At 53.8% G+C, this 22,056-nt stretch carries 20 protein-coding genes; 1 reads left to right on the top strand and 19 read right to left on the bottom strand.

Translation table 11 applies throughout. The annotated features are described in order from the left end of the window. Positions 1-28: 28 nt before the first annotated feature. Genes ACMI1Q_RS05225 through ACMI1Q_RS05215 form a run of 3 tightly spaced genes read right to left on the bottom strand, consistent with a single transcriptional unit; the run spans position 29 to position 3,392 of the window. Complete coding sequence (locus ACMI1Q_RS05225; protein ID WP_419503026.1) at positions 29-1,336, bottom strand: hypothetical protein; 1,308 nt, start codon at positions 1,334-1,336, stop codon at positions 29-31. After that, complete coding sequence (locus ACMI1Q_RS05220) at positions 1,333-2,487, bottom strand: glycosyltransferase (RefSeq protein WP_419503025.1); 1,155 nt, start codon at positions 2,485-2,487, stop codon at positions 1,333-1,335. Before ACMI1Q_RS05220 ends, ACMI1Q_RS05225 begins: the two co-directional genes overlap by 4 nt. After that, on the bottom strand, positions 2,484-3,392 hold the full coding sequence (locus ACMI1Q_RS05215) for a glycosyltransferase (protein ID WP_330057450.1): 909 nt from the start codon (positions 3,390-3,392) through the stop codon (positions 2,484-2,486). Before ACMI1Q_RS05215 ends, ACMI1Q_RS05220 begins: the two co-directional genes overlap by 4 nt. Before the next feature lie 120 nt (positions 3,393-3,512). Here ACMI1Q_RS05215 and ACMI1Q_RS05210 point away from each other — a divergent pair, with 120 nt between their 5' ends. After that, a complete protein-coding gene (locus ACMI1Q_RS05210; protein ID WP_419503024.1) occupies positions 3,513-4,751 on the top strand; it encodes a hypothetical protein in 1,239 nt (412 codons plus the stop codon). On the opposite strand, the gene ACMI1Q_RS05205 is transcribed toward ACMI1Q_RS05210, so the two are convergent. The 16 genes from ACMI1Q_RS05205 to ACMI1Q_RS05130 form a co-directional block, all read right to left on the bottom strand. Then, on the bottom strand, positions 4,752-5,810 hold the full coding sequence (locus ACMI1Q_RS05205; RefSeq protein ID WP_419503023.1) for a 4-hydroxy-2-oxovalerate aldolase: 1,059 nt from the start codon (positions 5,808-5,810) through the stop codon (positions 4,752-4,754). Then, the gene (locus tag ACMI1Q_RS05200; RefSeq protein ID WP_419503022.1) at positions 5,807-6,586 is read right to left on the bottom strand and encodes an AAC(3) family N-acetyltransferase; all 780 of its coding nucleotides are present in this window, start codon (positions 6,584-6,586) and stop codon (positions 5,807-5,809) included. The genes ACMI1Q_RS05205 and ACMI1Q_RS05200 overlap by 4 nt, the downstream gene beginning before the upstream one ends. 154 nt (positions 6,587-6,740) lie before the next feature. Beyond that, entirely contained in the window at positions 6,741-6,998 is a 258-nt protein-coding gene (locus ACMI1Q_RS05195; protein ID WP_330057457.1) for an acyl carrier protein, read from the bottom strand. Then, complete coding sequence (locus tag ACMI1Q_RS05190) at positions 6,995-7,651, bottom strand: cyclase family protein (protein ID WP_330057459.1); 657 nt, start codon at positions 7,649-7,651, stop codon at positions 6,995-6,997. Before ACMI1Q_RS05190 ends, ACMI1Q_RS05195 begins: the two co-directional genes overlap by 4 nt. 5 nt (positions 7,652-7,656) lie before the next feature. Continuing rightward, positions 7,657-8,280 carry a VOC family protein gene (locus ACMI1Q_RS05185; protein WP_330057461.1) on the bottom strand — a complete coding sequence of 208 codons (624 nt, stop codon included), beginning with the start codon at positions 8,278-8,280 and terminating at the stop codon, positions 7,657-7,659. After that, positions 8,270-9,715 carry a class I adenylate-forming enzyme family protein gene (locus ACMI1Q_RS05180; protein ID WP_419503021.1) on the bottom strand — a complete coding sequence of 482 codons (1,446 nt, stop codon included), beginning with the start codon at positions 9,713-9,715 and terminating at the stop codon, positions 8,270-8,272. The genes ACMI1Q_RS05185 and ACMI1Q_RS05180 overlap by 11 nt, the downstream gene beginning before the upstream one ends. A gap of 25 nt (positions 9,716-9,740) precedes the next feature. Beyond that, positions 9,741-11,036, bottom strand: a complete 1,296-nt coding sequence (locus ACMI1Q_RS05175) for a DUF4910 domain-containing protein (protein WP_419503020.1) — start codon at positions 11,034-11,036, stop codon at positions 9,741-9,743. Positions 11,037-11,042: 6 nt separating this feature from the next. Next, the gene (pseG, locus tag ACMI1Q_RS05170; RefSeq protein WP_419503040.1) at positions 11,043-12,068 is read right to left on the bottom strand and encodes a UDP-2,4-diacetamido-2,4,6-trideoxy-beta-L-altropyranose hydrolase; all 1,026 of its coding nucleotides are present in this window, start codon (positions 12,066-12,068) and stop codon (positions 11,043-11,045) included. Positions 12,069-12,079: 11 nt separating this feature from the next. Next, positions 12,080-12,577: a GNAT family N-acetyltransferase gene (locus tag ACMI1Q_RS05165; RefSeq protein ID WP_330057466.1), complete on the bottom strand. Its 498-nt coding sequence runs from the start codon at positions 12,575-12,577 to the stop codon at positions 12,080-12,082. Further along, on the bottom strand, positions 12,574-13,605 hold the full coding sequence (gene pseI, locus ACMI1Q_RS05160) for a pseudaminic acid synthase (protein ID WP_330057468.1): 1,032 nt from the start codon (positions 13,603-13,605) through the stop codon (positions 12,574-12,576). Before pseI ends, ACMI1Q_RS05165 begins: the two co-directional genes overlap by 4 nt. Beyond that, positions 13,592-14,302, bottom strand: a complete 711-nt coding sequence (pseF, locus tag ACMI1Q_RS05155) for a pseudaminic acid cytidylyltransferase (RefSeq protein ID WP_330057470.1) — start codon at positions 14,300-14,302, stop codon at positions 13,592-13,594. Before pseF ends, pseI begins: the two co-directional genes overlap by 14 nt. 29 nt (positions 14,303-14,331) lie before the next feature. After that, positions 14,332-15,531, bottom strand: a complete 1,200-nt coding sequence (gene pseC, locus ACMI1Q_RS05150) for a UDP-4-amino-4,6-dideoxy-N-acetyl-beta-L-altrosamine transaminase (protein WP_419503019.1) — start codon at positions 15,529-15,531, stop codon at positions 14,332-14,334. Positions 15,532-15,649: 118 nt separating this feature from the next. Beyond that, positions 15,650-16,444 carry a DUF4422 domain-containing protein gene (locus ACMI1Q_RS05145; protein WP_330057476.1) on the bottom strand — a complete coding sequence of 265 codons (795 nt, stop codon included), beginning with the start codon at positions 16,442-16,444 and terminating at the stop codon, positions 15,650-15,652. 63 nt (positions 16,445-16,507) lie between these two features. Continuing rightward, a complete protein-coding gene (locus tag ACMI1Q_RS05140) occupies positions 16,508-17,899 on the bottom strand; it encodes an undecaprenyl-phosphate glucose phosphotransferase (protein ID WP_419503018.1) in 1,392 nt (463 codons plus the stop codon). Between the two features lie 131 nt (positions 17,900-18,030). Beyond that, complete coding sequence (locus ACMI1Q_RS05135; RefSeq protein WP_419503017.1) at positions 18,031-20,628, bottom strand: NYN domain-containing protein; 2,598 nt, start codon at positions 20,626-20,628, stop codon at positions 18,031-18,033. Beyond that, entirely contained in the window at positions 20,625-21,938 is a 1,314-nt protein-coding gene (locus ACMI1Q_RS05130) for a hypothetical protein (protein WP_419503016.1), read from the bottom strand. Before ACMI1Q_RS05130 ends, ACMI1Q_RS05135 begins: the two co-directional genes overlap by 4 nt. Positions 21,939-22,056: the final 118 nt, after the last annotated feature.

The raw sequence follows: 22,056 nt of genomic DNA, 5'->3' as shown, positions 1-22,056 counted from the left end.
CTTTCTCCTTGTTTTAGGGCGGTGAAACTCATCTCTCTGCCCCGCCGCCGTGGCGCTTTTGTCTTACCGTGTGATACAATCTCGGCGATATTTGGTAGAGCCCCTGTGCCAACGATTGTTTCAAATGCCGCCGACGGAGAACTCTTTCAAATTTCCGGTTTGCCTCGTCCGCCGCTCTGAGCACCTCTCTCCAGCCTGTCTGGTCGGCGTTTTGAAGTGGTGCCGCACTGCGGATCTCCGCCATTATCTCCCCGGCGAACTTACGATAAGTATATCGTCCCGAAGCGACCAGCGTCTCATAGCAGCGTTTCGCGATTGTCTCACAGGCGGAAATGTCTCTGATCATCTCCAGCACATGCCCGATGTTGGAATAATCCGGCTCAAGTTCGATGAAGTCTCGCCCTGGTTCCAGCACTCCCCGATAATCATCTTTCACCAGCACTTGACAGGTGCATGTCATCGCGCACTCAAAGATTTTGGGGCCAAATAAGTGAGAGTGTATCTGTCCGTCCATTCCGGGGTAACAAGCTTGCTCCACTTCTTCATAAGTGGCCTTTGGATGCTGCTTGCTATACTGGGTAGCCGCACGGCGCAAAGAACCATCCGGATCCATCAGACTGGAACCGCCTAAACAACCAATTGTTGTGCGGCAATTCAGCAGATAATCGAACCACTTATCCCCTACGATGGTGTTTACATATCCGTCTTCGGTCATGCGTATATCCGTATGCAGTCCGGTATCTCGCACTGCCTCCTGCATTTCCAAGGCTACCTGGGTCTTGAGGTAACCGTGCTGACCGAACGCATAATCCGATTGCAGTGCCCGATAACCTACGTCGATTTTTCGACTGCGGCTTGTTCTGGAGTTAATCCACATTTGGCGGGTTTCCTCCACGTATCCGGGAAGGACCGTGCTGCACAAATTTGTTTTTCCCGTCTCCGCAGCTGGAAACACCGTCTCATAGTCTTCCGGGTAAATCGTAGCATACACATGGCCTACATCCAAGTCACGAATCATTTTCCAGAGCCAGCGTGTAAAGACGTATTCGTCGTGCACAAAGAAAACTTTATACCCTTTCAATCGCTGTAAAAGAGGGCGCAGCTTCTCATATTGCTGTTCAAAATCCTGATCAAACCGAGCCGCCAGAAAGGTATAGTGAAAAATCACAGCATCATAGGGGTAGGCCAAAATCTCCTCTGTAAGCGCAGCCGGCCCCCATAAATTCAGATAGGCGAACTCATCGTCGCCGCCGTATCGCTGAAATGAATACAGATGGTCATCGATCGTCGGGCGGTCTTGAAGTCGAAATCTTCGATGCAAAACCAGAACCTTCACTTAGCTATCTTCCTTTTCTCAGTAGTTTCTGTGCTCTCTTGGTAGAGTAGCAGCAACTTCTCCGTCATGGTTGCCAAGTCTCCATATTCCCTGCACTCCCGTCCCATCTGGACGCGTTCTTCCGGTGTTCGGACTGGACGGGTCAGCGCCTCCGCCCAATCCCGCACAGGAGCACTCAGCGGCAAACGTATGCACTCCTCTGGGCTGCAGCACTCTGCGGGGACACCCTCAGACACAACACTGGGCAGGCCGCTGCACCGGGCTTCAAGCAGCGCCATCGGCATCCCCTCAAATTGAGAGGGCATTAAAAACACATCCATAGCGCACAGGTATTCCCCTACTCGCTCCGTTCTTCCGGCGAAGAAAACATGTTCCGAGAGGCCTAACCTCTCAGCCTGTTGTTCCAGCGCAGCCCGTAGCGAGCCATCTCCCACCAGCAACAACCGTGCTTGTGAATCCAATTGCAATACAGCGGGCATCAGTTCAAGGGCAAAGGATGTGTTTTTTTCCTCCTCCAGTCGTCCTACACAGCCGATAATTCGCTCGGTTTTCCAGTGAAGCTCATTGCGTTTTCTCATCCTTGCCTGCAAATCAAAGCTAAAGCGGGAGGCATCCAGTGCGTTGGGGATGATTTGCACCGCTCCCTCCTGTATGAGACGGTCAGTAAACAGGAACTCCGCCGCCTTGCGCGAGCATGCTGCGAAGCGGGTAGCTGTTCTACTGGCGTAAGCGCGCACAGCCCGGTACCGCAGTCGGCGCAACAGACCCATGTCTGCTCGCGGCGAAGTGTGAGAGTGCAGTATGCGCACCGGTCGCTTTAACGCTTTCAGGCAATGGAGCACCAGGACCACTGAATGCGAGCAGGTATGCATGTGCACGACCATTCCGGCCCGCTGCGCTAGGAGCCGTTTCATGCGGGGATATTGGCGCAGCAATGCAAAAAACGTGTCTTTTTGACCGTTTTCTGATAGGCAGTCAACCTGACACCCGCGCGTTTGGAATTGCTTAACCATTACTGGGTCAAAGCGTCCCAAAACAATCAAATTCGTCGACCACCCGTGGGCGTTCAATGAAGAGATTGCGTTCTGGCAAAACGCTTCCACGCCGCCACCAGGACAGAGGGTGGATAAAATGTATGTCACTGAGTTCATCTTTTCTGCTTCCTTTTCGTGTCACTGAGCTCAGGCGTAGGCGGAAAGAAACGTACTCCCGCCGAGAATCCCCTCCAGATGGTCCCAATGCGTCGCGCGACATCCTTACCCGTTCGGAGCACCTGGACGGTGTGCCAGAGATCCTTAGTCAGCAGATATAACCAGCCTGCAACTCCTTCGCGCCGAAACAGTACCACATCGTTTCGGTAAAAATACTTATACCGCGGAATTCGTTCAGGCTGGTCGGTAGCAATGTTCACCGGAGCATTGTTCTTCATCGCGTGGACAACAACGCTTTGGGGAATCAGGAAGCAGTCCTGCTTGCGAGAAATGCGCCTGGTGTATTCCCAATCGTCACTCCAGATGTAAAACGCTTCGATGGGCAGCCCAACTCGCCGCACTTCTTCGCTGCGGAGAAATAGAGAGACGAAAGAGGACATTATAACCTTTACCGGTTGCTGCACATCATCCGCCACATCACGGAGCAATGAAACTCTCTGGCGATTCATGGCACATATTGAACCATCCACCCATAGAACACGGCTGGCGAGAAACCCATAGTTCCCGTTCAGGTGGCGGTCAGCACAGAGCAGTTGCTTTAGTGCATCGGGATAAGGCTGCGTGTCGTCATCCATGATCCACAAATACTTATACCCCAGTAAGACAGCCATCTCCATGCCCCGGCAAAATCCGCCGGCTCCGCCCAGATTCGTCGGCTCCCAGTGATACCGAATTGCTTCACCGTCTGCCAATTTGGCCATCATCTCTCGGGTTCCATCGGTGCTGGCATTGTCAAACACAAGGATGTCCGCCGCAGCATCCTGCTGCGCTTGGATCATCTCAATGCATTTTTGCAACAGTTCTTTTCGGTTACAGGTCACGATTACCGCCACAACTTCGTTCATTGCTTCTCCTTTTGCGTCGCATCACACATTGTTGACAGTCCCTGCGAATGCTTCTATAATTCACCTAAGACCAGCCAGCCTGGCTTTTTTGTCCATTCATCGATCTCTTTGGGGGAGCTTATGCGTCTGCTTTTTGTCACTCACCGTTTTTTCCCTGACTGCGATGCTGCGACACGCTGCGTCGCCAACCTGCTTTCTTCCATGAATTCCGAAGGGGTTATCACTGATGTGGTGCATCTTGTAACTGTCCGCCAAGGTCCGCCGTCTCCCGACCAAGTCATCCGACTTGGAGAAGCGTTTCCCTGCTTTTGCCCCGGCTGTGCAGACCATGATGATTTTGCTCTGGTCCTGCAGCAGGGCGCATTTTCCACCGTGCGCTGCCTGTTCCTCAAATTGTTTCAGAAGCTGGAATGGAAACTGTCGCCTATGTCTCGATACTGCGGTCTGAATGGAACCATGTACCGTGCATTCCTCAGAGAAATCCGTGCACAGCTTCGACACAGAAATTATGACGCGGTCATCGCCACTCTATGCCCTGCTGAGGGCGCGTTGGCGGCAGCTAAGGCAGCTGGGACAGTTCCCTTTTTCCTGTACCAATTAGATCCATATACAGATAACTTGGATAAACCAGCCAGCCAGCGCGAGGCACGCCGTCAACTGGAACAGCAGCTGTATCAAAAGTCGAAAGCCGTCTTTGCGACGCCCCTCATCTGCGAAAGCAAGCGAGTCTCTGGATTCCCCGGCTGGGAAAAGTGCCGAGGTCTTGAATTCCCCTTGGTGGTCCCCCGCACCACTGCCGCATTGCGGAAGGCACCCCGGTTTCTTGGCGTCTTCGCGGGCACACTGTATCCTTCTATCCGCCCGGCGGATGATCTTGTACAACTGGCTGCCCTACTCCAGGACAAGCCCGTCGACTTCTGCTGCCTTGGGAGCGGAATGAGCTATCTGCTCAAGTCTCCCTTTTGGGCGCCAAATCAGTCCAACATCCGTTGTTTAGGCAAGCTCCCGCCACAACAGGCGGAGGGATACGTCGGTGAGGCAGATTTTTTGATTAATATCGACAATAAAGCATCAAATCAGGTTCCGAGCAAAATCTTCGAGTATATCAGCACGGGCAAACCCATTGTCAATCTATATTACGACCCGAAAAGTCCATCACTATCATACTTCTTGCGATATCCCCAGGTGCTGAACCTGCTATGCGACCCGGACCGCGTTGAAGAAAACGCTGTGGCTCTCTGGCGCTTTGTCCGTGAGTGCCGGCAGCTTCATGTTGGTGCCGAATTGATTGAGAGGGAGTTTTTTGATGCCACACCCGCCGCCGTGGCTCACCAGATGTTGAACGCAATTCGCGGCTGATCATCCTCGTGGCTTCTGCTCATTGATGAGAAATCTGCTCATATTCAAAAGGCTATCGTTCTGCTGGTTTCGCGGCAACTGCTGTGCGATACGGGCCAGACGCTCCTCGTCCATGTTCAGCTGATCTTCCTTCGCATACATCTCAATCAGCGCGAGGGGGTCCACATCGTATATGCCGGAGTAACGATGGATCACCGGCAGATAGCTGGAGTGGAAACCCGCCACTCCGCAGATGGTATCGATGGGACTGATGGCGTGGCCGTCGGTAAAGTGCGCAACATATTCATATCCCAGCCAGAGCAGCTTCTTGATGTCGATCTCTTGGTAATATCCCAACTTCTGTGCCACAGCCACAAAGCGCTCCAGCACCACATTGCCTGCACTGCGGCCTAATCCCTGCAAAGATGCATCCACCAATTCAAAGCCCAGCTCCGCTGCATAGATGCTGTTGGCCACCGCCATGCCGAGGTTGTCATGCCCGTGATAGCCAAGGGCTATGTCGGACTTCTTGCGAATGGCCTCATAGTACCTCTGCAATGTTTCAGGGAGCATGCTGCCCGCAGAGTCCACTACGTACACATAATCTGCGCCGTAATCCTGGGATTTAAGTACTTGTCCCGCGAACTCTTCTGGCGTACAGGCGTAGGATTTCATATAGTTTGCCATGACCACCAGTCCGTGCCGCTTAGCCAATTCAATGAAAGGCCGGGACTCCTCCACCTGATCAACATTTGTTCCGACGCGAACGAAATCCAGCCCCTGATTGCACATGCGTTCCAACTGGTCCAGAGTAGCAATGCCAGGGATGCAGAACATTCCCACCTTGGCTTGCCGGATGCTCCGTTTGGCCTCCGCGAGATATTCCTCATCCGTGTGAAGTGCCCTGCCCTGCCCTGCCTCGCTCGCTCCGATGCCTTGGCCATGTCCGATCTCAATAAAGGGGATGCCGAGCTTATCGAGTTCTCCACCGATACGACGCACATCTGCATTGGAGAATTGAAAATTGATTTGATAGCTTCCGTCCCTCAAGGTGACATCCATAATTTGAAACCGGCTCATTCTTCACGCTCCTCTGTTTTGGTCAAAAAATAGGGCCTTTTTTTCAGTGTCTCTGTGATCAGTTTCTTGTACCCTTCGGCGGGGAAGTGCAGCAGATTTCCCCTGCCCAGTGCTGCACGGAAGAAGAAAGGTTGCTGCCGCACTAAAGCGTCCAGCCGGGAGAATTCCGGGCCGTCCTGAGGGCGGGTGTTATCGTATACATAGTGCACAGCGTAATCCCTTGCCTCCTTTCCTTCCACCACCATCGTGCCATTGAAAGCCTTGTTGTATCGATATGGTACTTGGTTCACACGTTCGACATAGTGAACAAAGGTTGAGCCGCAGTCAAAATTCATGCAAACGATCTGTCCGTCGTTCGCCAGGAACCGTTCCCAGAAGCTTCCCTCGCCGAAAGCCTCGTGCGTCCACTGTGCCGTGTACTCTTCGGCACGGGCACCCACCGCGACCACCGAGAAATTCGGATCGTAAGAACGGCGTGCATCCATCCTGTTGCGCAGATATTCCGGGAACATTCCACATTTAGTAGGTGTTGTGCAGGCGTCATACACCTCACCATGACAAAACGAATACGTAAAGGCAGGCAAAATGAGCGTGCCAGTCTTACCAATGGTCTGCAAAAAGGCATCGGTGAATGCCTCGCATAATTCTTGTGCATTCTCAGCCCCTTGAAGCTTGCCAAAGTAACCAAGATTTGAGTGCACAAAAACGTCCTGTCCTTCCTTCAATTTGATGGCTTTCAACGCCGTCAAAATGTCTTCGAATGTATAGCTGATCATGGTTATAACGTCAGAAGGGCCTCCCTTCCCAATCATTCGCTTCGCAATCCGTTTGTCTTATCTGTTGGCGGTATTAACAGCAACTCTTGTTCAAAAACGTCTCGCCCTGTGGTCGGGACGTTTTTTGTCTAGTGAGCAAAAAGCTTAACACTCGTCACTGTCCCAGGGCAGTCAGAATAATCTCTGTCATTCCGGAAACAGTGGAAAAGCCTCTGTCCTCAAACTGTTCATTATCGAACATGATGCCATACTTGGTCTCAATCGCATCCAGCAGTTCGATGAAACCAAAGGAATCAATATATCCCAAATCAAAATAATTGTCACCGAGATGTCTGTTTACCTCGTCTGCGGAGATTCCCGCCCGATTGGCAAACCAGTCACTGAGCCATGCTTCGATTTGTTCTTTTTTCATGATTGCATCTCCCTTACGATGACTCGCGCAGGCGATCCATCGCTTCCTTTCAGTTTCAGTGGAAGCGCTACGATTTCATATCGTTTGGTCGGATCCAGCGCTTGTGTCTGTGTCAGATATTCAACAATAACCACCTGATTCTTCAGTAGCAATTTGTGTCCTGGAGAGTCGTCCTTTTCACCAATTGCTGTGCCACTATCCGGGGAGGGTGTGTCCAGCGCCAACATCTCCAACCCGTTCTTCACCAGCCATTCCAGTACCTCCATACTGAAATAGGGAAACCCTTTATAGAAACAGTCACTGCCCCAGTTTTTGTACCAAAGGAATCTAAAGAGCATCTTCGGTGAAGGCACGATCCCCTGTAAGTCTTCCATTTTGACCACACTACCAGCTTTCTTAAAGCCGAGATCCACCACCTGGATCTCACCGCAGAGCTTTTGCAGTGGAATCTCATCCACGCTATAGGTACCATCAAAGAAATGCAACGGGGAGTCAAGATGAGTCGCCGTGTGGCTTCCCAGCTGGATGACCGAAGTGTTCCTGCCCACATCCTTTATAGTTCCCAGCCGTTTTACGTAAGGTCTGACGTGCCACCGAGTGCCGCAGGTCATACACCCCTCATCAATTGTATAGGTCAGATCTATCCACTCCATATGTGTTACCTCTTGATACTAAAAAATTCTACGATGTCGCCACTGCCGCTGCTTGCGAAGGATATCTGCAGCCAATGACCGTTGACCATCAGTTCCTGGGGCACGCTCGTCTGCACTCCCCAGGAGTTAAGCTTTTCGACCCACCGATCGAGCCCGGTGACTACAAAGGCCACCGCCACCAATCCTCGCTGGTCCAGGGCTTGAATCACCGTTTCTGTTGCTATCAGGCGTAATTCCACCGGTTGTCGGTCCATCAGAAAACAGGCACGCAGGCATGCTTCCTGCTGGTTCTGTTCAACAAGAGTAAAACCCAGCCGCTTCCAGAAGGACACACTGTTGGTCAAATCGGAAGTGAACAGGCACAGCGTCTTTTTTTCAGCGCACCATTTTGCCAGAGAATCCCCAGTACACCGATCATAGCCCACGATCTCGATCGGGACTCCTTCCTCACTTTCCAACTTGACCAGATCGTGGTCCGCATGCGGCTTCTGGAAAAAAAGCTCTTTTGCCGGGATGTTAGCAAGTCCCTTTTCACTGAACTGGATGTGATGGTTCACAAAACAGCCACACATTTTCTCCACATCCGTTTTTCCTGTAGCAAAGGTAAGATGCGCCAGTTTAACGATCATAATTCTGTTCCTTCCAGTCTTGCGCTAACTTCAGCCGGTCTACTTTGCCGTTGAGATTCTTGGGGATCTCGTCCACCGGTACCAGTGCATCCAGTTGATAGCGTATTCCCAGTTCCCTGCGGAGGATCTCGTTAATCTGGCCTCTGGTCCACTGCCGATCCGCGTTAGGCACATACCAGCAAATAATGCTGTCCTCCCCGTGATCATCCACGCCTTGCACAACACACTGGTCAAACGCAGCTTGGTCGGCCAAACACAGCTCAATATCGTGGGGGTTGAGGTTAATGCCGCCCTTGATGATAAGCTCTTTTTTCCTGCCTTTGATCTGTAAGCCCTGGCCGCAGTCCTCCACCAAGTCGCCTGTCGCATACCAATGGGCGGGAGCCAGGAGATTTCCGTTTTCTCCCCAGTACCCCAGGAACATCCAAGGCACCGAAAAAATGCCTTCTCCGTCTGTAGCAATCTTCATCTCCACGCCCCGCAGCAACTGGCCAACCGAGTGATTCTCCGGTGCAAGAGTGGCGGTTTGTGTGGTCAGGAAAAGCGTCTCGGACAATCCATAACTCTGGTATAAGCGCACGCCATAGGTGGTTTGAAACTGTTCGCGCAGCTTTCCGTCCAGTGGAGCCGTGCCCACGCTGAATCGGACCTCGCGCCCCTCGAGCACTGTACGGCCTGTCCCCTTTTTATCCACTGCCAAGATCATGCGCAGCATGGCCGGTGCCATCCAGAAGCAGTTAATTTCATATCTCCTCACATATTTCCAGAAGGATACAGCTTCCATGACCGAAAACCGTCTTGCTATCACCAGTTGACAACCGGCAACGAACGGCAACAGAATCGTGTTCAGGATACCCGCCATGTAGGTCATGGGCATGGCATGATACATCACATCGCCACGCTTGTAACCAATCGCATCGCGGAAAGCCATCGCAGACAGAATCAGGTTATGAAGGCTGTGCACCACGCCTTTGGGCTTTCCTGTACTGCCGGAGGTGTAAGTAATCAGAAATGGTTTTTGCAGGTTCGTCTGGGCAAACAGCGCAGCGAGATCTCCTTCCCATGGAGATGTTTTGTCCAACACAGTTACAAGCAGAGCACTTCGGGGGCAGTCATTTTCTATTCCCACCTGTACCGCGTCGGGGTGGCTGGCGCAGATTCGCCTGATTTCTTGTTCGCTCTTCTTCGGATCCACCGGGATCACTGTGATATTCTGCGCTGCACATGCAAAGTACAGCGCGCACAGCAACGTGCTGTTTTCCAGGCACACCACGATTTGCTCTGTTTTCCAATCGCGTATCTTCTGCGCCAGAGCATTCACGAGACCAAAAAATTCTCGATAAGAATATTTTCTGTTCTCTATGGCATCCACTAAGAAAGTATCATCAGCCGGCAGGGCTCGGAAAAACGATGCCACATTGTCTTTGTTTATCATTTGGGACTTGTCCTTCTCTATTCCGTCACATAATCTTCAGCAGTTTTTCATCGACCAGTCGCTGTACGATAGGAATCAGCTCGTCGATAGGCGCATGAATCTGGTTGCTGATATCGATCAGATCCATTGTTCCGTCCGCATAGGCAATCAAATTCATCATCGTACGAACAGCGTTTGCCGAGCCTTTGTAGCTCTCCGTGGGGTATAATCCACGTTTGCCCAGCTGCGGTTCACACAGGCATGTAACCTGATAAAAGCGGTTGTACTCCAGGCCCAGTATACATTTCCGATAGACATCAAACGCTCCCTGCAAGCCTTTCGGTGATATGACTGTGAGGTCGTCCGCCGAAGTGTGGTACTCCGGGTATTCCCCGTATTTGCTCCGGCTAATCGCGCAAACCGGCAGGTCCACGCCTGGGGCGTTGTACTGACGTTCATCAGAGCCGCGCTGTAAAAATGAATAGCGCAGGAAGTTATCTGTATGATATCCAAGCACATTCAGAGCAATCCGATCCGCCAATGTATTTCCCTTTCGGGAAGCAACGTAGCTATAGGCCCGGTCGTCCCCCACGCAGGAAATATTGAATCCTGCTATCACCCGTTCCTTTAGTGTCGACAGATTTCTACTCAGGTAGACAATGGACCCTAAGGTCTCGGGTATAAAAATAATTCGATAAGTGTATCTTCTCTTTTTCAGAGTATATAGCCATTTCGCAAGTTCCACTGCCACGCTGGGCCCTGAGAGTTCGTTGTTTGCCATAGAGGGATGGCAGATATAGGTAGACAGGAAAATCTCTTCTTCTGGAATCTGTCCCTCTGTGGACGGGATAATCAGTTCTCCATAAGTGAGCGAACCTGGCTCCAAGGTGCTATCAATGTACATCCTATATGTCCCGCGAGACAGGCTATCCCGTTCGTTTTTGGACATACAAAAGCCGAAACGTCGTTTGTAATAGGAGGTTACATAAGGCACCACATCCGGTTGGTCTTCCTGCACAAAGATATACTTCTTCAACTCTTCCAGTGGGACCGTCTTGTCCACCGGCTCCGAATATCCCACAATGTGGAGGTTAGACTCCCGAAAGCAAGCGAAGCGTTTTCCATCCTCACTCTCGATGTATCCGTCCTTGATATTCCACTCGTCGGGCACCGTCCAGTCAAATGCCTGCGTGCCGCTGGGAACCTCAAACATATTGAGTTCTGGCAGTTCTTCGCCAATGATGCGTAGCGTTTCTCGCACGCCGTTCCCCGTCAAACTGCGGCAGATAGGAAACAATTTTTCCGCGCGCTGGTACATTCTCTGCCCGTGTGTCATTTTCATACTCCTTTACTCGGCTTTTACGAAAGAGAGCAGCGCTTGTGCCAAGCGCCAAGCACCTTTTCCATCTACGACCTGTTGCATCTGTCGACTGGTCAGTTCTCGCAGGTTCGAGTCAGCAATCAGCCGCTGCAATTGCGATATAATTTTCTCCTCTGTTCCTTGTGCTCGGCAATCCCCGGCCATCATAATCAGGCCTTGCCGGTCGAACGCACGGGCACCGGGTATCTGGTTATCCGCCAGGACATAGGTGACCGTGGGCACGCCACAAGCGCACAACTCATACAACGTGCTTCCTGCAGCAGAGACTGCCACGTCGCACTGGCACATCAGGTCTGCAACGCGCCGTAGCTGGAAATGTACTCTTACATTACCCATCTCACTGGCCATCCGTTCAATCTGCTCCCGATGCGGATTCATTGCCCCCACCACTGCGTGAAATTCTATTTCACTCCATTCCGGCATAAAGCTGATAGCTTTGAGCAGCCTGCACATGATTCCGAACGAATCGCTGCCTCCGGTCGAGAGGAACACCCTTTGCACTTGTTTAGCGATCTGATGCTGGGGCAGATTGTCAAACTCCTTCCGTAGCGGAGCATATTGGGGTCCCAGCAGCAGCCTTGTGCCAAAGGAAGTTTGGCGTTCTGTGTAGTCCTGCTCCCAGTCTGGGCCATAAATATTATAGTTTACCAGCACATCACAGGGATAGGAAAAAGCTTTCATATCATCCAGGTAGATTAGCGGCGCGTAAGTTCGAAGTCTTCGCAAAAAATCCGCGGTAACAGCATAGCTGTCCACGATGACCGATGTAACGTCCCGATTTTTTATCAGCGTCATCACTTGCTGAGAGTTCACGTCGTCCTGCAGGCCAACACTTTCCAGCCTTATGGCATTGAATCCCCTATCAGCAGCGATCCTGCGTGCCGTCTCATCCTTTAACAAGAACTGGCAACACTCCCCTATTGCATACAACTGCTCAGCCAAGGATAAGCAACGCATCAGGTGCCCCAGTCCAATCTGCACCCCGGAGTCCACCCAAAATACAATCACTTTTCCGCCGCCTTTCGGTATATGCAAAACACACCGTTTTCTGCTTCTATTGTAAATCCTTGCCCTTTGATAAGCTCTGCGGATGCAGTATTCTGCCGATGAACCACAGCCACGAACTCTCGAACAGGCCACCGCCCCTGCGAAAACCGGCATACCGCCCGAAGCGCCTTTTGAGCCCATCCCTGTCGCCTACATTCCGGGCGGGTCAAATAGCTGACCTCGACCTTGCGCTCTTCCGGCTTCCAAACCGCTGAGGCGCTCCCCACCGGCTCACCGCTGGGTGTGCATACGATAAAATCGAATCGATTCATGTTGGACATGTACTGCTGCGTAAACCATAAAATATGTTCTTCCCGTGTGATTTTACGCGGATTTTTGAAAAAGCGGTAAGTTCCCGAGGCTGAGCGCCATTCCACAATCATCTCTGTATCTTCAGCCGTTATTTCCCGCAGGATTACATCATTCTCTTCCCATTGAACCGGTTCTCTATTCAAAGAATATCCTCCCTTTGCAACGGCGTACCACAGTCAATATTCCGCGCTGCCTTTGCGCCTATTATCTCGCGATACAGTTTCGGGGGAGCACCATAACTGGGTCGTACGCTCCGCACATTTTCTTCTGTAAACACTTCTCCTTTTTTGATTGGCTTCGTTGCGAACAGACTTCTGCGAAAGGCCATTGAAGACTTTTCCCCCGCCGTAAGGGAATAGTCTGGTCCCTGCGAGATTCGTTTCGCCGCCCGCACATCCTTCACCATCTGGGCAAACTCATCCATCTCCATCGAAAACTCGCTGTCTGGATTTTTGACCTTACGAGACAGGCACACGTGCTTTTCCACTACACACGCCCCAAGGCTGACCCCCACGACCGCGGCTAGGCTCCCCATGCTGTGATCTGAAAGGCCGACGGGCACCCCGAAGCGTTTTTTCATATCGGGTATATTGGCCAGATGCATGTCGTCCCAATTAGCAGGATACTCGCTGCAGCACTTGAGCAATACAATCTGCTCATTGCCCATTCCGCGGCATGCTTTCACCGCATCGTCAATCTCCTCAACACTCCCCATTCCGCAAGAGATAATCAGTGGCTTTCCCTTGGAAGCGACGTACTCGATAAGCGGGATATCGACCAGTTCAAAGCTCGCGATTTTGTAGGCCTCGCACTCCATCTTCTCCAAAAAGTCGACAGCCGTTCGATCGAATGGCGTTGATAGAAAATCGATGCCGACCCTATCGCATTCCTCCTTAATGACCGGCTGCCATTCCCAGGGGGTATAAGCTTCCTTGTAAAGATCGTACAGTTTGTAACCATCCCACAAACCACCGTGGACGCGAAAAAACTCATTGTCGCAATCCAAAGTCAGCGTATCAGCCGTATATGTCTGAATCTTGAGGCAGTCGGCGCCGGCCTGCTTTGCCTTGCGCACAATTTCCAATGCGTTTTCCAGTTTGCCGGCGTGGTTTGCGCTCATCTCCGCGATGACATATACCTGATCGTTCTTTAATGCTTCATACAGTCGCATGATTCGCTATACCCTCTTTCATGCATCTAAATTTCATCTCGGCAATGCGCCAGTCTGACAGGTTATCAATGTCCTGCACCTCTTCCTCCGACACAACAAAGCCTGCCGTGTTCGGCACGATCAGGCTTTTGTATTTTCTCAGCGGCGCGACCCTGCACCAGTAAAACTGCCCGCAGTCATGGTAAACAGCCTGCAGATCCTGGCTCCGGGCATTCTCATATTCGGGATATTGATACCGAATAGCACCATCCTGCAATAGCAATCCTCGCTGGGGCGGGAAGGAAAACCGGACTATAGGAACGACCGCGTCTACGCAGCTCTCTTCCATAACGCGAAAAGCCGCCCGCAGTTTGTCCGGCGTAATAAATGGTGCCGTAGGATACAGGCAGCAGACCGCATCGAATCTGCGTCCACGCTGCTCGTATTCCTCCAGCACTTCCAGCAACACCTGTGCTGTGGTGGCATGGTCATCGCTGTTTTTTTCGCTGCGGAGGAACGGCACCGACGCATGGGCCGCCTCGGCAATACCGGCGATCCTCTTGCTGTCAGTGGAGACCATCACCTCCTCAAACAAACCACTGTTCTGCGCAGCTTCGATGCTGTACGTCAGAATCGGTCTTCCGCAAAACGGTCGGATGTTCTTATCCGGAATTCGTTTCGAACCACCTCTCGCGGTAATAACGGCGAGTGCTTTCATAGAACTGCTCCCCTTTGTTACCAAAGTGATTACTTCATGCGGTAATACGCAACGACCTTCTTCACCGCATGGATCACATCAGCCACATCCTTGTTTGTCATTTTGGGGTAAAGCGGGACGCTCATAATGCCTTTGTAAACCTCTTCGGCTTTGGGGCACAGTCCCTTCTGATAACCCAACTTTCGGTAGTATGGGAACCAGTAGACAGGTACATAGTGAATCTGGCAATGGATATTTTCTGCTGCCATGGCATCGAAGAATTCCCGCCGTGTACAGGTGAGTTTATCCAGTGCCAGCCGAACAATGTACAAATGCCGGCAGGTATCGGACTCGGGAATCTCTTTCTGCACGATGATTTCGGGAATTTTGGCAAACGCCTCATCATAGGCCGACACTATCTCCTTACGGCGGGCAGCGAAAGCGTTAAGCTTTTTCATCTGGCTGGTAATCAGTGCGGCCTGGAAGTCTGTGATTCTGTAGTTGTATCCCAAGCAGACCTGCTCATAACACCAGGGACCTTCGTGAGGCGCATCTTCCATATAGGCCTCGTCGTGGGTGATACCATGGGTACGAACCAAAGTCAACTTATGATAATATTCTTCTTTATTCGTAAGCACAGCACCACCTTCGCCGCCTGTCACCGTTTTGACAGGGTGGAAGCTAAAGCAGGTGATATCCGCCAGACTCCCCACCGGTTTGCCGTCATACTTCGTGGCAATCGCATGAGCAGCGTCCTCAATGAACACGAGGTCAAATTCGTCGCAAATCGCCCGAATCTCTTTGTGTTTTACCGCCTGTCCGGTAAAGTCCACAGCAACGATAGCCTTCGTCTTTTCAGTAATGCGGGTGCGGATGCTCTCCGGGTCGATATTATAGGTCTCCGGGTCGATATCCGCGAACACGGGCGTTGCGCCGCAGTACAGGGCGCAATTCGCGCTTGCGGCAAACGTAATCGGCGTTGTAATCACCTCATCGCCTGGTCCCACCCCGGCCGCCATGCAGGCGCAGTGCAACGCCGCAGTGCCGTTACACACCGCCACCGCGTATCGGGCTCCGGTGTATTCCTCTATCGTACGCTCCAACTCATCCACCTTGGGTCCACAAGTGATAAAGTCACTGCGCAGCACATCCACGACAGCCCGAATGTCTTCTTCACCAATCCACTGACGGCCATAATACAATGCACTGCTTCTCACAGGATATCCTCCGTGGATTGCAAGTCTCTCCATGATCGTTCCTCCTCGAGTTCAGCGGGCGCTCCAAGTTTGATAGCGTCCGACATTTTTACAAAAAACGATATAGTTTCATGCGCTGTCGCGCCCCATTTGTAGGAATGCAGACATTTCTTCATTTTATGGGGATACATCCCGCTGTTTTACCGCCCCGAAATTTCCGGAGCAAGAACATGCTCACCTTTTTGAGCCAGTTCTGCCGCTCAGTGAAAACCACTGGAATCTCCCGAAAAGGTGCAGGATTCTTTTCCAGCCAGACATCCAGAAGTCGTTCACCCACGAAGCCGAAGACGCGCCTATCATATGGAGTATAATCGCTCAAATCCAGCTGCGCTTCCAGTTCTCCCAAAATGCCGAAAAGCCAGCGGCAGTAACTGTCCAAAAGGCTGCGCTCCATAATAAACATATTGAATCGGTGTCCCGCAGTGCGCTGCATTACTCGATCAAATGCCTGCAAATAATCCGGTTCACGTTGTGCGATGATGGCTCTGGTCAACAAAAGATCTCTGCTGTGATGAGCATGGACATACTGGGAATAGTTTGTTTCGATCCAGTAATGTCGTTTTTTAGGCAAAATGATTGGTGCCTGCCGTAACATCTTTTCAATCGCCTGCTGACTCGCGATTCGTTCCCATTTGGGCCAGAACAGATTTCGCGTTGCGAAAAAACGCCGGTAATGGACCAATCCCATGTAGGAACTATCCAGATTTTTCCAGCCCCAATACAGCGCTGTCAACTCGCAATATGTAGGGTTTTTTGAGCTGATGTTGTCTTTTGTGTCGTCCTTGTAGGTAGTATGAAACGAAGGATGCAAAGCAGAACCGACCTGAATGGGGCAATACATGTCATCTTCTGGGAACCTCACCGCTTTGTGGGCGGCAACAAGCAGCACCACTTTTTTCCCTTCCATTGGCGTCCTCCTTTTCTCCCGGCTAAACACCCACAGCTTTTCGACCAAAAGCCATTTTGATTTTCAGCATATCTGCTCATTGTTCTTCATGCCGCCAAAAGCAGTTATCAATAAGATTTTAAAATCCAGCCAAAGGCTCCAGTTCTCAATATACCATATATCATACTCCACGCGTTTTTCGATGCTTGTGTCACCGCGCAGACCGTGCACTTGGGCCCACCCAGTAATGCCGGGGCGTACCTGCTGGCGCACAAGGTAGAGCGGAATCTCTTCTTTGAAGTGGTTCACATGAAAGGGCACCTCCGGCCGCGGACCGATCAGGCTCATATCCCCTTTCAAAACATTAAAAAACTGCGGAAGTTCGTCAATGCTGTATTTGCGAATAAGGCTTCCAAACTTTGTTTTTCGGGGATCTGTGTTGGTGCTCCAGCCTGTTTCTTCCGTGCCGGTGATCCGCATACTGCGAAATTTATACATTAAAAAAGGCTTTTTGTCACGGCCCACTCTTTCCTGACGGAAGAGGATCGGCCCCGGGCTGGAAAGGCGCACGCCGATTGCCGCAATCAGCATAACCGGACTGGTAAGAACGATAAGCACCATTGACCCCACAATATCAATTGTCCTTTTGATCATCCGCCAGAGCACGTTGTCCAGCGGAGTAGTGCGCATATTGATGAGTTTGGTGCGTCCCACCACATCGATGGTAGGATAGTTCGGAATATAATCGTTGTAAAAAGGGATAATGCTGATACGTACGCCGGTCTTGTCGGCTGTTTCCAGCACCTGCTTCATAAATCCGATCTCGCTCGGTTCCAGCGCTGCGACAACCTCATCTACCTGCCGGCCCCCCAGAACATCTTCCAATTCATCAAAGGAGCCTAGTCGAGTTCCCAAATCCGGGCAATTCTCTTCGCTTACATAACCATCCACTGTAAAACCCATGTGGGGATTCCGTTTCACATCCTCAACGTATTGACGGGCGAAATGGCCGCTGCCCACCACTACCACGTGCTTCTGATTATAGCCGAGTTTTCGGTAGTGGCGCAGCAGTGCCCGCGCAACGGTGCGTTTTCCCAGAACGAACAGGCTGGAATATGCCCAGAACAAAAGCAGCGCCATGCGGGAGAACTCGCTCATGCGTACCAGGTACATCAGCGCCATGAGCGTCAGCACACCGATGCCGTTGATGGTCAGAACAGTGAAAATCTCGCTTTCTTCCCTTTTGAAGCGATAGGAACCATAAAGGCCTGCGAAATAGTAGACCAATACCAGCAGCGCACTATACACCAGCGCTACGCCCCAAAAGAGCGGTTCTGAGAACCAAATCAGGTCACCACTATGATTTTCTATAAGGAAATACTTTGTGAAAAGCGCAGCAAAATATGATAGAAAAATTAAAGCCAGATCTGAAAGAAGATTTAGTCCGTTGATCAGGCGTTGATTCTTGCGGATCACGAACGTTTCTCCTCCTTTTTTGGGATTTACACATAAAATGACCAATGATCCAGCCTATTATATCATACGCGACATGCAATGCAAACCTTGTGGGACATCTTGCCGGTCTTTCCTGCATTTTTTGCAGTTTCTTAACAGTTTCGTGCATTGTGCGCGGCGATGATCTCGGCGATCTCCCGCTCGGTGGCCTCCATCTCCCGGCGGAACATGCGGGAAGAGACCCGCAGGGTGCCGTGGCCCAGGATGATGAGCTGCTCGGCGCCGTCGCTGGTGACCACGCGCACGCGGCGCTCTTTTTCCAGCCTTTCCAGCTCGTAGGTCACCTTTTCGATATAGGCGTCGGCGGTCTCGGCCTCCTTGGTATAGACCACCCAGGTGCCGCCCTCCCGCTGCACGCCGCCGGCGCCGCCTGTCACCCGGTAGGCGTCGAACACCACGATGAGGGTGCACTTGTGATAGCCCTGGTAGTTGCACAGGATCTGGATGAGCGCCTCCCGGGCCGCGGAGAGATCCTGGGCCGCCAGCGCTTTCAGGTCGGGCCAGTCGAAGATAACGTTGTAGCCGTCCACCAGCAGGTACTCCGGCGTCTTTTTCCAGGGACCGGCAGGGGCGGCACTTTTCTCCTCTTTCGGGCTGCGGAAAAGCAGCTCCCGCCGCTGCACCGGGCCGTAGGTGCGCTCGAAGATGGCCGCCAGCTGAGCGTCCTCCTCCAGGCCGCCCGCGGCCGGGCGCGCAGCGCGGGCCGGGGCGGGCGCAGAGGCCTGTTCCTGTTCCTCTTTCTCCGGCTCCAGGCGCACCCGGTTTTCCAGGTGCATTTTTGCCGCGGCCTCCCGCCAGGGCACCACCACCCCCGCGCCGTGGCTGCAAAACACCGAGTCGGCGGGGTTTTCGGTGTCCCGCTCGGGGTCGTAGCCCGCCGCCGCGATGACCTGTTCCGCGTTATGACAGGGCTCATATCCCCGCACGGTCACCGACAGCCGCCCGTTTCCCTTTGTGTAGGCCGCCACCTGGGCGGCATAGCCGGTCATCTCCGACACCGGCGCTTCGCCGATGAGCAGTGCGGCGTCGCCCAGTGTCTCAGGCGGGTCGAACCGGCCGCCCATCCGCTGCACGTCCGCCATGGCGCGGCCCAGGTTTGCGGCAGGGACTTCCAGCCGGAAGGAATACCAGGGTTCCAGCAGAATGTTCTCCGCCTGCATCAGGCCGTGGCGCAGCGCCCGGAAGGTGGCCTGACGGAAATCGCCGCCTTCGGTGTGCTTCAGGTGGGCCTTGCCCGCCACCAGCGTGATCTTCATGTCGGTGATGGGGCTGCCGGTAAGCACGCCGGGATGCCGCCGCTCGGCCAGATGGCTCAGGACCAGCCGCTGCCAGTTGCCGTCCAGCTCGTCCTCGCTGACGCTGCTTTGCAGCAAGAGGCCGCTGCCCCGCTCTGCCGGCTCCAGCAGCAGATGCACCTCGGCATAATGGCGCAGCGGCTCAAAGTGGCCCATGCCCACCACCGGGGCGGCGATGGTCTCTTTATACACGATGCTGCCCGGGCCGAAGGAAATGTCCATCCCGAACCGGCTTTTCATCAGATGGGCCAGCACCTGCTGCTGCACCTCGCCCATCAGGCGCACCTGCACCCGGCCCGCCGCTTCGTTCCACTCCACCTGCAGAAGAGGGTCCTCCTGCTCCAGAAGGCGCAGTTTGGCCAGCAGGTCCGAGACGTCCGTCCCCTCCGGGGCCAGCACTTCGCAGGCCAGCACCGGCTCCAGGGCGGGCGCGCCCTCGTCCGTCTCGGCGCCCAGGCCCTCGCCGGGCCAGGTGTGCTCCAGGCCGGTGACGGCGCAGACGGTGCCCGCCTCGGCTTCGGCGAGAGGCGCAAATTTCGCCCCGGAATAAAGGCGCAGGGCGTCCGCCTTCTGCTGCCAGGGCTCGCCCGCGGCGGTGCGGCCCTCCAGCAGGGTCTTTGCCTTCAGGCTGCCGCCGGTGACCTTGATGTGAGTGAGGCGCGTTCCCTGCTCGTCCCGGGAGACCTTGAACACCCGTGCGGAAAACGCCGCGGGGTACACCGGCACCGGGGCCCACTGTTCCAGTCCCGCCAGCAGTTCGTCCACTCCCTGCAGCTTGAGGGCAGAGCCGAACCAGCACGGAAAAGCCCGCCGGGCCGCAATGAGCCCGGCGGTGCTCTCGTCGCTCACCGTGCCGGTGTTGATGTATTCCTCCAAAACGGCCTCATCCAGGCCGGCAAGTTCCTCGGCAAGCTCCGCCTTCGGCAGGGAAAAGTCCACGAATCCGCCGCCCAGCGCGCTGTTCAGTGCGCTCAGCAGCGGACCCTTTTCGGACCCCGGCAGGTCCATCTTATTCACGAACACGAAGGTGGGCACCCGATGGCGCGCCAGCAGCTGCCAGAGAGTGCGGGTGTGGCTCTGCACCCCGTCGGTGCCGCTGATGACCAGGATGGCGCAGTCCAGCACCGAGAGGGTGCGCTCCGCCTCGGCGGCGAAGTCCACATGGCCGGGGGTGTCCAGCAGGGTGAGCACCGCGCTTTGCAGCGGCAGCACCGCCTGCTTTGCGAAGATGGTGATGCCCCGGCGGCGCTCCAGGTCGTCGGTGTCCAGAAAGGCGTCGCCGTGGTCCACCCGGCCCGGCTTTTTCAGCCGCCCGCCCCGGTAGAGCAGCGCCTCGCTGAGGGTGGTCTTGCCTGCGTCCACATGGGCCAGGATGCCGACCGTGATGCGTCTCATATTTGTTTCTCCTTTGGTGCGAAGCTGGGTGTGCGCTCTCCAGGCAACAGATACAGCACGCAGGGCAACAGCCACAGCACCACATTGATGCAGGGCCAGGCGAAGTGCGTTTCCATGACGGCATGGGCCAGCAGTACCACCAGACAGGCGCTTTCGGTGAGCGCGCCCTTTTTCAGCAGCCGCCAGAGCAGCACCGCCACTGCACCCCAGAACAGCAGGCTCTCCACCGGCCCCCCGTAGATCCACAGGTTCACATAGAAATTGTCCACCAGGAATCCGGAATCGGTCAGGCGTTGGCCAGCGATAGCGATGGAACTCTGTACAAGCGCTTGAGAAGTATAACTAAGGCGGTTAGACAGAAGAATGTCCAGTTTGACCCAAACAGGACTATCTGCCTTATACAGCCACCCGCCCAGCAAACTAACCGCAAAAGCCATGGCCGGCGCAGCGCTCACCACCACCCGCACCCAGACCGGTCTGGCCACTCCCGGAAGAAAGCGCAGCAGTGCCGCCAGCACGATGAGCAGGGCGATACAGATGGCGGCCGCACGGCTGTCCGGTCCCCGATCACAGAACACCATCGCCGCAGCCAGCAGCGCAAAGTCGAACCATTTCAGCTTGCTCACCTGCCGCCAGCAGACATACATAATGCAGACAGCAAGCAGGATCGCACCCGTGAGGTTGAACCACCCATAGCCAAAGCTGTCACGGGGGCGAATATCGCCAATGTCCTGAATCGTCTTGATCCATCCCATGGAAGCACTAAACACCACCGCGAAGAAACTGGCAGCGCTCACCGCAAGGCACACCTTGAGCGTGCGCCGGGTCCGGATGTCCTTCGCGGCCAGGAAATACAGCATGCCCACGACCGGCCAAAAATGCCCGTTGTTCAAGAACACCCAGCGGAACACGAAAAGGAAGCAGAAGCCCGCCCCCAGCTGCAGGCCGGAGTAACGGGTGAAGAACACCATCTTCACGATGATCAGCCAGAAGTAGACGATCTCCAGCTTCGGCGCCAGAAAGGCATACCAGCCGGCGCCGCTCTCCCGCACATAGCTGTTCATGAAGAACATGTCGAACTGCAGCAGCGCCATGGAGACAAGGAACAGCCAGCCGCCGATCTCTTCCCGCTGCGGGGCAGCCCAATTTCCGAAGAGGTACACTTCCTCTCCGAGCCCGCTGCGCACTTTCTGCGCAAAGGGCACTTTTTTCAAAAGGGCGCGTCCTGCGAGCCAGACAAGGCCCAGAGCCCAGCCGATGAGCACAAGGTCCAGGTATCCGTAGATGCCGGTGGTGAACAGCGAAAGCATTGTGTCAGTTCCTCTCCTCACATATGGGATGTGTCAATTGTAATTATATCGTACCTGCCCCGGCTTGTCCATCGCGGCGCATCCTCCCGTCCGCGTTGTTTTTCGGCGGGGGGTATGC

Source organism: Candidatus Allofournierella excrementavium (assembly GCF_048526665.1).
Lineage (GTDB): Bacteria > Bacillota > Clostridia > Oscillospirales > Ruminococcaceae > Allofournierella_A > Allofournierella_A excrementavium.
This window is presented reverse-complemented; position numbering and strand designations above follow the sequence as displayed.

Excerpts from the sequence above, each read along its gene's own strand:
- ACMI1Q_RS05180 (WP_419503021.1), bottom strand. The coding sequence starts at position 9,715 with ATGATAAACAAAGACAATGTGGCATCGTTTTTCCGAGCCCTGCCGGCT.
- ACMI1Q_RS05200 (WP_419503022.1), bottom strand. The coding sequence starts at position 6,586 with ATGATCAGCTATACATTCGAAGACATTTTGACGGCGTTGAAAGCCATC.
- pseF (WP_330057470.1), bottom strand. The coding sequence starts at position 14,302 with ATGAAAGCACTCGCCGTTATTACCGCGAGAGGTGGTTCGAAACGAATT.
- ACMI1Q_RS05220 (WP_419503025.1), bottom strand. The coding sequence starts at position 2,487 with ATGAACTCAGTGACATACATTTTATCCACCCTCTGTCCTGGTGGCGGC.
- ACMI1Q_RS05205 (WP_419503023.1), bottom strand. The coding sequence starts at position 5,810 with ATGAGCCGGTTTCAAATTATGGATGTCACCTTGAGGGACGGAAGCTAT.
- ACMI1Q_RS05195 (WP_330057457.1), bottom strand. The coding sequence starts at position 6,998 with ATGAAAAAAGAACAAATCGAAGCATGGCTCAGTGACTGGTTTGCCAAT.
- pseI (WP_330057468.1), bottom strand. The coding sequence starts at position 13,605 with ATGCGACTGTATGAAGCATTAAAGAACGATCAGGTATATGTCATCGCG.
- ACMI1Q_RS05185 (WP_330057461.1), bottom strand. The coding sequence starts at position 8,280 with ATGATCGTTAAACTGGCGCATCTTACCTTTGCTACAGGAAAAACGGAT.
- pseC (WP_419503019.1), bottom strand. The coding sequence starts at position 15,531 with ATGGAGAGACTTGCAATCCACGGAGGATATCCTGTGAGAAGCAGTGCA.
- ACMI1Q_RS05135 (WP_419503017.1), bottom strand. The coding sequence starts at position 20,628 with ATGAGACGCATCACGGTCGGCATCCTGGCCCATGTGGACGCAGGCAAG.
- ACMI1Q_RS05215 (WP_330057450.1), bottom strand. The coding sequence starts at position 3,392 with ATGAACGAAGTTGTGGCGGTAATCGTGACCTGTAACCGAAAAGAACTG.
- ACMI1Q_RS05130 (WP_419503016.1), bottom strand. The coding sequence starts at position 21,938 with ATGCTTTCGCTGTTCACCACCGGCATCTACGGATACCTGGACCTTGTG.
- ACMI1Q_RS05210 (WP_419503024.1), top strand. The coding sequence starts at position 3,513 with ATGCGTCTGCTTTTTGTCACTCACCGTTTTTTCCCTGACTGCGATGCT.
- ACMI1Q_RS05190 (WP_330057459.1), bottom strand. The coding sequence starts at position 7,651 with ATGGAGTGGATAGATCTGACCTATACAATTGATGAGGGGTGTATGACC.
- ACMI1Q_RS05175 (WP_419503020.1), bottom strand. The coding sequence starts at position 11,036 with ATGAAAATGACACACGGGCAGAGAATGTACCAGCGCGCGGAAAAATTG.
- ACMI1Q_RS05145 (WP_330057476.1), bottom strand. The coding sequence starts at position 16,444 with ATGGAAGGGAAAAAAGTGGTGCTGCTTGTTGCCGCCCACAAAGCGGTG.